11 protein-coding genes are annotated in these 11777 nt (G+C 61.7%); 4 read left to right on the top strand and 7 right to left on the bottom strand.

All coding sequences use genetic code 11. From position 1 onward, the window contains the following. Nucleotides 1–467 precede the first annotated feature (467 nt). Nucleotides 468–1076, top strand: coding sequence for a hypothetical protein (locus IVA79_RS30965; RefSeq protein ID WP_247299906.1), 609 nt, complete (start codon nucleotides 468–470; stop codon nucleotides 1074–1076). Between the two features lie 500 nt (nucleotides 1077–1576). On the opposite strand, the gene IVA79_RS30960 is transcribed toward IVA79_RS30965, so the two are convergent. The 6 genes from IVA79_RS30960 to IVA79_RS30935 all read right to left on the bottom strand — a co-directional run bounded on the left by IVA79_RS30960 (nucleotide 1577) and on the right by IVA79_RS30935 (nucleotide 7489). Next, complete coding sequence (locus IVA79_RS30960; RefSeq protein ID WP_247299909.1) at nucleotides 1577–3982, bottom strand: hypothetical protein; 2406 nt, start codon at nucleotides 3980–3982, stop codon at nucleotides 1577–1579. A gap of 175 nt (nucleotides 3983–4157) precedes the next feature. After that, nucleotides 4158–5219 (bottom strand): XRE family transcriptional regulator, encoded by a 1062-nt coding sequence (locus IVA79_RS30955; protein WP_247299911.1) that lies wholly within the window; start codon nucleotides 5217–5219, stop codon nucleotides 4158–4160. After that, entirely contained in the window at nucleotides 5220–5807 is a 588-nt protein-coding gene (locus tag IVA79_RS30950; protein ID WP_247299914.1) for a hypothetical protein, read from the bottom strand. 142 nt (nucleotides 5808–5949) lie between these two features. Next, nucleotides 5950–6918 carry a tyrosine-type recombinase/integrase gene (locus IVA79_RS30945; protein WP_247330373.1) on the bottom strand — a complete coding sequence of 323 codons (969 nt, stop codon included), beginning with the start codon at nucleotides 6916–6918 and terminating at the stop codon, nucleotides 5950–5952. Further along, nucleotides 6915–7175: a hypothetical protein gene (locus IVA79_RS30940; protein WP_247299890.1), complete on the bottom strand. Its 261-nt coding sequence runs from the start codon at nucleotides 7173–7175 to the stop codon at nucleotides 6915–6917. Before IVA79_RS30940 ends, IVA79_RS30945 begins: the two co-directional genes overlap by 4 nt. Then, on the bottom strand, nucleotides 7172–7489 hold the full coding sequence (locus IVA79_RS30935) for a hypothetical protein (RefSeq protein WP_247299892.1): 318 nt from the start codon (nucleotides 7487–7489) through the stop codon (nucleotides 7172–7174). The genes IVA79_RS30940 and IVA79_RS30935 overlap by 4 nt, the downstream gene beginning before the upstream one ends. Nucleotides 7490–7889: 400 nt before the next feature. Here IVA79_RS30935 and IVA79_RS30930 point away from each other — a divergent pair, with 400 nt between their 5' ends. Further along, the gene (locus tag IVA79_RS30930; protein ID WP_247299893.1) at nucleotides 7890–8477 is read left to right on the top strand and encodes a hypothetical protein; all 588 of its coding nucleotides are present in this window, start codon (nucleotides 7890–7892) and stop codon (nucleotides 8475–8477) included. Nucleotides 8478–8501: 24 nt separating this feature from the next. Here the strand turns inward: IVA79_RS30930 and mobQ are convergent, their stop codons facing one another. Continuing rightward, nucleotides 8502–9692 carry a MobQ family relaxase gene (gene mobQ, locus IVA79_RS30925; protein ID WP_247299895.1) on the bottom strand — a complete coding sequence of 397 codons (1191 nt, stop codon included), beginning with the start codon at nucleotides 9690–9692 and terminating at the stop codon, nucleotides 8502–8504. 241 nt (nucleotides 9693–9933) lie between these two features. Between mobQ and IVA79_RS30920 the strand changes: the two genes are divergently transcribed. Then, nucleotides 9934–10248 (top strand): hypothetical protein, encoded by a 315-nt coding sequence (locus IVA79_RS30920; protein WP_247299899.1) that lies wholly within the window; start codon nucleotides 9934–9936, stop codon nucleotides 10246–10248. A gap of 13 nt (nucleotides 10249–10261) precedes the next feature. Beyond that, nucleotides 10262–10909 (top strand): hypothetical protein, encoded by a 648-nt coding sequence (locus IVA79_RS30915; protein WP_247299902.1) that lies wholly within the window; start codon nucleotides 10262–10264, stop codon nucleotides 10907–10909. The last annotated feature ends 868 nt before the right edge of the window (nucleotides 10910–11777 follow it).

Below are 11777 nucleotides of genomic sequence, written 5' to 3'. Positions count from 1 at the left end.
GGCCGCGCGGCGCAACCTCGACGGCGCGCCTAAGTTCTTCAGCGAACATGTCCCAGCCCTTGCGGGCCACGGCACAGCAGCGAGCATCGCCTTAGCGGGCGACACCCTTCCACAGAACGAGCAAGACCGTTGACGGGATTGGCGTCCCGTCTTGACCCCTAAGGGTGCTCGTGAGACTGTCGGGAGGTGTTTGATCCCCCGCCGGTCTCTATGAGATCGGTCCACGGCCTCTCAGGTTGGCGCCTGAGGGGCCGTTGCTTTTTCTACGTTGCCGTCGTGGCGGTTATCTCCTCGAACCGGCACGAGTCCGGCATTCGCCCACCATCCCCGTACCGACACAGGCAGTCAACACGGCTACGGTAAGCCCTCCCTCGACGGGGGTCTCGAAAGGGCGGTCAGATACCCTTTCGAAAGAGTTATGGACACACCCTCTCGTCCGTCTCATTCCGAGTGACCGAGGGGCTGTCATGAGCGAGGTGTCGAAGGGGGTTTCGTCCCGCATCATGACGTATGCGGAGATCGAGGAAGCATTCTCTCTGAAACCGGCTTCAGCTCGGCAGCTCGTGCGCCGACAGGGCTGGCGTAGGCTCCCCGGTAACGACGGTAGGACCCGGATAGAGATCCCTATCGAAGAGTTTGAGCGGGCTCTCAAGAGAGGTGTCGAAACCCCTCTCGATGAAAGCGAAATCGATGCTGAGCCTCCTGTCGAAGGCCCTCTCGAAAGGACCTTCGTTGCCTTCCTAACCGCCCATATCGAACGGCTCGAGCGGGCTCTCACAGAGGCGCAGCAAGCTCTGTCGCAGGCGGTAGCTGACAGGAGCGCCGAGACTGAGAAATCCGATCACTTAGTCGGGGAGGTCGCCGCTCTCGCTCGGCAACTCGCCCAGGTCGTTGAGGAGGCCGGGGGTCGCGAGCGCGAGCTGCAAGCGCGATTAGCATTGGCCGATGCCGCAGCGGCTCAATCACGGGTAGAGTTGAGTGCTTTGGAGAAGAGAGCCGAAGCGGAGACCGCCCAGGCCCGCGCCGAGCTGGAAGCCTGGAAAGCACGCCCATGGTGGCGTCGGCTCGCCGGCTGAACCGCAGTTGTGCACCAGTCCGGATCTGGGAGGCTGTAAGTTCGTAGATCGTCGTGGGTACGGGTGTCCGTCATGAACGAGAGATCGCGTCGCCCACCACAGGAGCCAGGGCGGCCGGGATCCTACTGCAAGCGGCGTGCGGTCTCTGGTACCGGCAGATCGCGGCGGGCGGCCTCGGGGGCTTCCTGGCGGTCCGTGACCCAGATTATCGCAGCGCGCTCGGCCGCGGTCACAACCCGCCCTGGGCCTGCTGCACGGGCTTCCGAGATCAGGGCCTCCAGGGCCGATCTCAGCTCATCTGTGAAGGCGTCGTCGTTCACCCGGTTTGGACCTTTGGTATTTCGTCTACGCCAACTCGGGGTCATCGCAGAGGATGTTCGAAAACGTACGCTAAGCGCCCATACCTATGCAGATTGACAGCGCGGAGACGAACGTTCTCTCTCCGCCTCGTGTCCCGAGATCTCGCCTGCTTGCTTACCAGCATGAGCCGCTGCTGCACGCTAAGTTTTTAGGAAGCCAAGATCATAAATCATCGGTGCTAGCTTCGATGTCAGCGTCTCGTAGGTTGAGTCAAAGACAGCAAATTCGGTTTCGATTTTGTCTTTCTGTTCCTCGCGTCGACCAAGAGCGGATCGGATCTGATACCATCCAACATCGGGGCGATTGAGTTTGAGGCTTTGACGAACGCTATATACATCGGTGATGGAGAAATACGTTTGCCAAAGGATTTTACCTGCTCGTAAGACTGCGGAAGCCTCAACCGAAAACTTCTTTTTATGTAGGTATTGAACCATAAAATCTGATTCAAATCGGTCAGGTGCATTAACTTCAGCCTCGGTGAACGGAATAAAGTGATTGACCAGACTCCATTGGCGACCATTCCACTCCAATCCGTTCGCGCCAGCCGTCAGATTTTGTGTGCTGAACAACATCCAGACTAAGCAGTCCATCTTAAATTCTTCAGTAAGAGGCTCATCAGGCTGTAAGAACTGATCCCGATCATTGAGCCACGACGGCTTAACTAGACGCCGTACCGCAAACACAACTGCCGATTTCCAGAGATTTTCCTTGGTGACGAAAAAACCGCCTGCGCTACAGTACCCTGATGATAGCAAGGCGGTAAGATTTGCGTGTTGAACATCACCACCGGGCGCAATCATTCCGCCGATCGCTCCGTCTGCCCATTTAGTGCCACGCACATCTTTAATACTAGTCGTTGGCACGAGCGCGCCTTTCAAGGGCAGGGCGTCATCCTTATTAGACCTTGCCCGCTTAATCCAATTGCTCAGAAATCGCTCACTTGGTAGATTATAGAATTGCTTTTCGCCAATTGCTTCGCCTTTTTTATTAAGAACCTCCGCAACTATGTTTGTAATTGGTGTCTTCTTTTTTGCGGAATTATCGGTTTCCCAAATAAGGAAGCCAATAGGGAAATTCCCATTTAGACCATCGAATGCTTTGCTAGGCACCAAGAAACCGCCGAGATAAGATGCATTCCAAAACGACCTGAATGGCTCAAAATTTGGAGCATTTACATATTTCAAGGTACTGAACATAGCCAAGGTAGCGTTTGGTATCTCTTTGGCGATCCGCACTAGAAATTGCACGAATAGTTCGCGCGAAGCGTATCCAAAATCACTGATCGTTTTAGCAATCTGCGTCTTTGAAACGCTTTTTTTGCTCTCTGAATTTTTCCCACGAGAACTTGTGATGTTATCTATGTTTGCAGCTTCTGCATATGGCGGATTGATAAGTATCAGGATCTTTCGACCTTCGGCGATTGCCTGCCGCAGAGCGGGCGGCACTTTGTTGGTGAGGCTATAGTCAATTCTGCCATCAGCCGTAATGTCATCATTGAGATAATCATATTGAAACCGAGTGGCGGAAACGCAGGTTCTAGTAGCTTTCATAACATCGACGTCAGCTTGATCTAATGTACTCATAAAAACGTTTCGCGGGTTGGAATGCTTGGTTTCCAAGTTCCCAACGCCGCAGCACATGTCCCAAACTATGTAGTTCTTCTGCCAGTTCTTCCCAAGAACGTCGGCTAACTTATCGTAGGCTTTATCAACCACGTGGAGTGGAGTATAGAAAGCGCCCTTGAAGCTACGCTCGTCTAGCGGGATTAGGGAGTCGCGACGCTCTAATAAGTAATTGCGATACTCCTCATCTGGTGGGCGGTGATAAATTGACCAGAACTGACGGTAACCCTCACGATTACCTAGTTTATAAAGTTTACCGTCGAGGGAAAATACGGGCGCTTCTCCTTGATGGAGAAGTTCGGCCGGCAAGTTTTCATGAGTCGCCTTGGTTCCGTCATGCATGATGTCGGCGAAAAAGAGAAGGGCATATTTATCTACCGGAGCACCGCCGATTTCCCGACCGATCATCTCGACCCATTTATCGAAAACTTGCTTCAAATTATCTGGCGTGATCGAAATGCGGATAATATCGCCCTTTGTCAGAGCGGCTTTTACAGTACTGATGAATTCATCTTCGTGCGTCGCTATCCTGAACGAGACCATCCTTGTTCCAATGAACGCGGATACTTGGTCGAGCGCCTCCTTCGGGAATTTAGTAGCCGACTTGCCCCATTTTATCGTCTTCTTTTTCAAAAATGGAATAACATCAGCGGTCTTCATCAGAGCCGCCTTCTCAGTATCCATTACTGCCAGGAACGGTGGTAACTCGTCCCCTTTATTCAACCCATCCTGCACATAATGCAGAAGCTGGGTGAACATCTTATAACTTGAGTCCTTGCCGTGATGTTTAGCCTCGAACCACATTTCCTTCGTACGAATATCAATTAGCCCTTTGGTATATTTCTTCAAGCCTAACGCCTGAATGTAAACATCTTTGACGTCTTCCTCGCTGCGGACATCTTGTAGTTTTTTGTACAGAGACATTATGTTCCCGCTGGACCATGCCCGATGCACGGTAGACATCGCCGTTCGCATATGCCGTGGCAAGCGCTGTGGCAGCGTCGTGAATATCCTCACCCATGGGGTTCTCGTAGTCGAGGGCGGCGGAGACAACGCCTACTGGACACGCGTCCTCGTCACGTAGAAGGGGACCCAAAACTCAGTTCGAAACCACGAGGCGTAGGCCCTGGCGCGGGAGATACGCGCGCTCAACGTCGGCTTCGTTCGCAGCCAGAAGGCGCGCCAAGTCAGACAAGCTGTATCCAAGCTCGTTGCAGTGATACTTGATGATATCTCTAAGGCGCCAAGGTTCTTCTACCTGTATTTCGTATGGCTCACCCTCGTTGAAAGATTTATTATACTGAACATTCATGTTTTTGTACTGAGAATCAGTAATTAATTTTAGGTCGTAAGTTCTTTTAATCAAGCTTTTTATAGAGACCTTCCAGTACGCTTTCACTCTACCGAGAGCAGTAATCTTAGGAGATATCAAATATGATTTGATATCCGAGGCAGGCATGAGGAAAGCCGCAGCGAAGCGGTGCGCCTCCTCTTCCATCTTCTGATCGTCGTCAGGCACGGTGTGCATAACGATGTGTCCAAGCTCGTGCGCGAGCGAGAAACGGAAGCGGTCCCCGGCAACATCCTTGTTCATGAAGAAGAGCGGTGGCATGCCCTCCGAACGGAAGCTGATGCCGTCCAGAAGCTTGGTGTGGAAGCTCGTCATGATGACGATGCCGCCCGCCTGCTCAATCGTATCAACCACGCAGGCGACCGGCCCACGCGGCAGCATCCAGTACGCGCGCAGCCGCTCGGCGACCTTCTCTGGCGTGAGGCCGCTCTCGTCCAGGTCGATCTGAGGGATCGGCTTGGCGACTTCCAGGTCGTAGGAGCGCAAGAGCCTCGCCACGTGCTGACGCCGGATGTTGATGACCGCACCGATCCGCGCGAGTGGCTTCGCGCCGAGCTTCGTGCGCTTGCGGTAGTGAAAGGCGGGGAACCCGATCGCGCGCTCGCGCTGATGGAAGAAGGCTGTAGGGAAGCGGAGTGCCTTCGCGAGGTTGCCCAGCACCTCGTCGGAGGGTTGGCCGATCAGGCCGTGTTCGAGCTTCGAGATGAGCGCCTGCGTGACAGACGCCTCTCTCGCCAGATCAGCCTGGGTCATCTCGCGCGCCTCACGCGCGAGTCTCAGCATGTCAGCGTTGAAGACCGCGTCGGTCACTTAGCGTCCTCGTCTCGCACGCGCCGCCTCAAAGTCGGTCCGACCAGTGTCAGGGATCCGCTCCGGCGTGATGTCCACCCACGCAGCCTGGGCTTCCGTAGCGGTGACCTGCGCCGTCCAGATCACGTCCTTGCCGATCTGCCTGACAATCATCACCCGCTCGATCGCGGCCCCGGCGGCATCCATTTGGTAGCCCGCATACAGACGCACGGCCGCCTCGGGCAGATCGAGGAGGGGCATCTCGTCGTCATAATCCTGCTGTTGCAGGGTCTGGTAGTTAGCGTGTTGGCCTAACCCGTTCACCTTCTTGACCCGGATCAGCGCCTGATCCCGGTAGTTGAGCAGGTGAAGCCCCCGGCGATCCAGGAAGTTCACCCCAGGCGTGCCGTCGAAGCGGTCCATCAGCGCTCGTTCGGCGTGGTCGTAGATGCAGCACGCGGCAGCGCGATCACTGTGCTGCGCACGAACCGCATCCGAGTACCCGTCACCGTTGTAGGTGGCGACCGCCTCGTACAAGGCGTCGTGGATGCCGAGCAGCAGGGGCTCGATGATCGCCATCTGGCGCGACTGGTCTTCTTCCACGTCCATAAGGCCCTCTCCATCCGGCAGCACGTCGCGCCCTTGGAAGGATATGGCGGAAAATATAACCGTTTCAATAACCGAGCCGCAACTCCTTGTCGGGCCTTACGCTTTGGACTCCTGGGCGTCCCAGACGAGAGCCCTGGAAGCGCTACAATCCGATCTCGACAGCGAGATTGTCGGCGAACAGGGCCCCCTCACGGACGTACCGGCGCAGGGTGCTGAGCGAGGCGTGACGGGTCTGGTGAGCGATCCGGATCTCGCCAACCCCGGCATGGGCGGCCGAGGTCGCGAACCCCGCCCGCATGGAGTGGCCCGCATAGGCCGCCGCGTCGAGCCCGGCGGCGCCAGCGCGGCGCTGGACGATCAGCGCGACGGCGTTGCCGGACAGCCGCCCGCCGAGGCGGCCGTGACGGTCGACGGCGCGGAACGCCGCCCCCTCGGCGATCCCGGTCGCGGCAAGCCACGCCGTGTAGGCGGCGGCCGGACACGTCGCCTGTCCCGTGCGCCCGACCGCGAGCACCGCGCCGCGACCCTCGGCGTCGGTCTTGCTGCGCCGGATCGTGACCCGCAGGCCCTCGGGCAGGACGGCGATGTCGGCCACGTCGAGGGCGGCCAGCTCGGAGCGCCGCAACGCGGCGGCGGTGCCGACCAGGAGCAGGGCGCGGTCGCGCCGGTCGGCGAGGCCGTCGCCGAGCCCGGCGAGCACCTGCTTCAGGCGCGGCACGGTCAGGGCCTCGGCGCGGCGCTGGGCGGAGCCGCGCTCGCGCCGGAGGCCCGCCAGCACGTCGGCCACGGCCGGGTGGCGCACGTCGAGGCCGAGCCCGGCCCGGCGGTGCCGGGCGGCGAGGCTGCTCACCCGCCGGGCGAGGGTCGCGAGCGACAGCCGGTCGGCGCAGTCGGCGAGGTAGAGCCCGACCACGGCCGGGGCGGCGGGCAGCGGTTCGAGGCCGCGGGCGGCGCACCACCCCGCGAATTCCCGCCAGTCGGCCTCGTAGGCGCGGAGCGTGTTAGCGGCGCGCGCCTGCCGAGCGAGTCCGGCGGCGCGGGCGGCGACCGCTTCCAAGTCGAGCGCGGGGCCGATTGCGGTCTCTGCGACAGGGGTAGGAAGGGTGGTCACGGGGAACCCACGTCGTTGGAGGTTTCGGTCGCCAGCAGGTTCTGGATGAGCGTTCGGTGCGTGTGGTTGATTGAGAGGGTCCAGTCGATCTCGCACAGGAGGCGCTCGGCGCAGGTCCGCGCCTTCGTGCCGGGGTCGAGGCCGTGGAGGAGGTGAACTTGCCGTTCGCGCCGCCGCTCAGTCTCGGCGATCTCCCGATCTGCGTCCGCGAGCGCGTCATCGAGGAGCGATGAGGCCGGGACGGGCGCGACGGTCATCCCTGACCCCTCAGGTCCTGGAGCTGGAGTCGGGCCTCAAGGACAAGGCGTAGTTTCGCGTCGGCGAGATCGAGCAGATCCTGGGCGCTCGCCGGGAGGTCGGGGCGTTCCAGGGCCTCCTTCAGCACCCGCTGTTCCTGACGCAGGCCGTCCAGGGTGCGCATGTCCTCCGACATCAGCCGGTCCTGCTCGGCGGTGTCGGCCCCATCCCGGATTAGGGCGAGGAGCCCAGCAGTCCGCGCGGCCGAGCGCATCTCGATCGCGGCGATCTCCCGGCGCACGTCCCGGAGCATCTGCTCCAACAGCGCCACCATGACCGACTCCGTCTTGACCTCCGATAAGCGTCATTATCACAGCCCAGAAGACGCCACCCCGCGGCTGCCCACACCCTAGGCAGCTCCTTCACGAAACTGTGAATTGCCGCCAATTCGGGCTTTGGCGAGCCGCCAAATTCCATTAGGTTACTTTTAAGAATGTATTCACATGTGGCCAGTGAAGTCCATCGACTTCACTGGGGTGGCGAATGCCCCTCCACATGTGACGGGTCTCTCCCGTCTTTATGATGTCGTTCTTGCTCCTTGTAGCAGTATTTCTCAGCTTTTTCAAGATACTGTCTGCCGGTCCGGCCCACTTATCCAATGGTCTCCGCTCTGTACTTTCGGCAAAGAGCGATATTCATAGACGGCCTCGCAACTGGAAATGCCGGGGCCTCACATGTCCAACTCCAATCAGAACGAAGACCGCAAAGATCAGAATGCCTCCGCTGCGCCGGAAGCTTCAAACCCGCTGCGCCCTCATGATTGTCGATATCTCGTACAGGTCAGGAGAGCCGGTCACCTTTCATGGGAGTGCCGCAAGGAGAATGCCCTTCTTCTGAGTACCGCGACGTACGTTGCGGGCGTCCCCGTTCCGGAAGACGTGCGGATCGAACTCTGGGAATGCGAGATCGAGGATTTCGAGATCGATACCTGGGACCGCGTGCGGCTCCTCAAGCGTGACAACAAGGAAATCACGCCCGAGGACGAACGCGCGTTTGAGCGGATCCGGGTGCGCGTTGACCGGTGTCTGACCTGTCGGTGCAAGGTCCCACCGAACGTCGATGACGGGCCGAATTTCGACCGTACCATCGGCGATCTCATCATCGACGCGCGCGCCAAGAAAGACGCGGAGGCCAAGCCCGCTCCCGTCGTTCCTCAGCCGGCTCCGGCTCCGGTGCCGCCGAACCTCACCCCGAAGGCCGAACAGAAGCGCAAGCCCAAGTCCCGCAAGCCGGTTCGGAACGATGGGTGGGGCAGGGACTAGCGCGCCGGCCCGTGGATCGGCCGCTCAGCGGCCGATCCCACGTCCACGATCTCGCCGCATCACGGCGCGGACCCTCAGTAACTCCTGTTCGATACGATGGCGCTCAATCTCCTCTCGACGCAGGTCGCGCTCACGTGCCGAGGCCTGCTCACCATCTCCCAAAGCCAAGCGCCGCTCAGCTTGTTCGTGCCTCAACGCGCGCTGTCGTTCCTGTGCCTTGATGCGCTCATCGGGAGTCAGGCGCTCCCCTTCGCCGCGTGCCAAGCGACCCACCGACACCGCGAGGTTGGTATCCCGCAGCGAGGCCATGGCACCTTCGCTCAAGCTTTGACGCAGGCGGTCGCCGAGTTGCAACCGAAACTGCGCGGCCTTTCGGAGCAGCGTGCGCAGGGTCGCGGTCAGCGTTTGTCGGCGGGCACGCTCAATCCGGAGCGCGTCTACGGCCTCGCCTTGGTCGGTCTGAATGCCAGCGCGGGTTCGGAGGTGGTGTCCCCGCCCGAGCTTCGGCTCCGGCTTCCGATCAAGCACGAAAACCGCTGCGTCGGCTTCGTCCGCCTTCTCCGTGTCACCGCTGGCGCGCGCATCGGCAGCCTCAGCCTTGGCGTCCTCGCATTGTGCCGCGAGCGAGAGGTGGCTGACCCGCGTCGGCGCTCCGGCACGCTCGAGCGCTTCGTTCAGATGCGAAGCCCACGCTTCACGGAGATGCAACAGGGTGTCTCGAGCGTCGAGAGCTTTTTCCTTGCCTTCGAACCCATCGGGACCGACGCGACGAGTCGAGATCAGCACGTGAGCGTGCGGATTGCCGCCGTCCGGATCGTCTTTTCCCGTCCGTCCGTCGTGGTGCGCGATGTCCGCGACAAGACCGAGCGCGACAATCTCCCGCTCGACGAACGCGCGGACCAGCCGGACGCGATCCTCGACGCTCAGCTCGCGCGGCAACGAGAGTACGGCCTCTTTCGCGAGCCTACTGTCGACCCGGCGTTCGCTCGCCTCCACCATCTGCCAGAGCTTCTGGCGATCCGTGCGAGCCCATGCCGGTGCGCTTGGGGGAGCGAGGAGTTCGCGCGACGAGACGCCCTTGCGCCGCCTGTAGTCGAAGACTTGGCCGCGGCGGGCGCAGACCATCCGGGTGCCGGAGCGATAGGCGGCTGCGGCGACGGCCGAACGCCCGCCGGAGCGGCCGATCACCTTCAGCTCGAAGCGGTACAGCGCCATCCCGTCACCGCGCCCTGTGCGCACATACGTGGTCCAGCGGCCCGACGCTGGCTCGGTTTCAGGGTGAGGAACCCTGACGTCCGGCGCCTAAGCGCCGGACTGGGGGGAAGCCGTCCGGCGGGGCGCAGCCCCTGAGGACCGCGGGTGTCGGACGCAGTCCGAGACGTAACCGCGCCCTTCGGGACTCAACCCTAGCTTTGCCCGCCCCTCGAATGCAACTCTCAAAAAGCGAGCTTCGAACATGGACACGACCGAGACCAAGCCGAAGCGCATCAAGCGCACCCCGGAACAGAGGCTGACGGCGCTTGCCGCTGAGACCGCACGTGTGGAGGCAGAAATCCAAGCCAGGGATGAACGGGAGGCGAAGGTCGTCGGCGCTGTTGTGATCCGATGGGCCTACGACAGCCCTGCCAATGCCAAGCAGCTGGTCTCGATCATCGACAACGACGGTCTTCCGGATGTGGACCTCCGAAGGGTCACCGACCTTCTCGGCCGCCTGCACATCTTCTCCATGAGACAGGATCCTGTTCCGCCCACCGAGACGGAGCACTCGTAGGACCCTGCCGACAATGGACGGCGCGAACTCAACCGACCCCGTCATTGAGTTGCTCGACACGCTCAAGGCAGTCCGCCGCGACGTGGACCGACTCGGGCAGGACATGCAGGGGACGCTCAAGGCCGCACAGGCGGCCGAGATGGCGGCTGCAAAACCTCGTACCCTCACCCTCGACGTGTCGGCCCTCGGGCCGGCCTTCGGAACGCTGTCCGACCGCGTCGCGTCGTTGGACACGACGGTCTCCGCGCTCGGGGCCGACCGACTGCGCAGCGAGGTCGTGGCCGCGCTGCACGACGCGCGCGGTGAGATCGACGCAGCGACGCACGGGGTTCGACAGGCAACGGCTCGGCTGACACTTCGCCTCACCGCAGTTCTGAGCCTCGTCGTGCTGGGCGCCACCGGCGCACAGTTTGCCGGCGTCGCCGCGTCTACCTTCTGGGGTCAGGCGGAACGCGCCCGCCTCGCCGCCGAAGTCGAGCGCCTGCGCGTCGCATTGCCGACGCTCCAGGCGCGGGCCGAGGACTGGCAACGCCGCGCAGGCCGCGTGGTGCTGACGAACTGCCAGTCCGATGACAGGCGCACGCGCCTGTGCGTCCGCATCGACCTGAGCGCGCCGCGGTTCGGCCCGCGTGGCGAGTACGCCGTGCTCGACGGCTACTGAGTGCGCAGCGGGCCGTTCGGAATGACGATCGGGTGCATGAGCCTACCGCATGGATGGCACTCGCCGTGACGGACCCGGTCCGGAATCGGAAGGTGGCCTTGCCCTCGCCCGACCCTGCCTCCCGGCAGCTCTTTGCGACGTTTCCGCTGGCCGCTGACCGCTCCAAGATTGCGCTTTCTGAGATCCTCTGTCCGTGGGCTCGAGTTTTTTGAAGGCACCCCCCCCGGTTCGGCCGCCCTTCGCGATCCAAGCCCGCCAAGCGGCATCCACGATGGTGATGCGGTTGGGATCATTGCGCCGGCCGAGAAGGCGGCGCTCCTCGACGTGGAGAAGCCCGGAACGGGCAGCCGTCCGGATCGCGTTGCGTGCCGTCGAGGCCGACACCCCGGCTCGCGCCGCGATGGCCGACACGCACAGTTCACATGCGCCGCGCGCCCGCACCTCGTCGGCGATGATCCGTAACGCGGCGAGTTCGCCAGTCGTGTGCCGGGCCGCGAGCGCCGGGGGCATTGGACCAGAGGCAGCCAAGGTCCGCCGTCGCTCTAGTGACCGAGCGCGATCCGGCGAGCGCTGATGGCGTTTCGGGGGGAAGATGGACGGTCGGCCCGGCGGGGCGTCGCTCCGCGGCCGGGAGCTAGCAGGCCTTCGCGGCGGCACGGGCGCGGCCGGGATGACCGTCCGCCCCTCGATCAGCGCCGACAGCGCCTCGGCCTCGGCCTCACTCACCTGGCCCGCCCCGAAGGCGCGCCACAGCAGCGCCGCCACCTCGGGCAGCGCGCCCCGGGGCGCAACCTCGACGGCGCGCCTAAGTTCTTCAGCGAACATGTCCCAGCCCTTGCGGGCCACGGCACAGCAGCGAGCATCGCCT

Origin of the sequence: Bradyrhizobium sp. 138 (genome assembly GCF_023074075.1) — a bacterium.
GTDB lineage: Bacteria > Pseudomonadota > Alphaproteobacteria > Rhizobiales > Xanthobacteraceae > Bradyrhizobium.
Note: the sequence above shows the minus strand (reverse complement) of the source record. Positions and strands in the feature narration are given on the sequence as shown.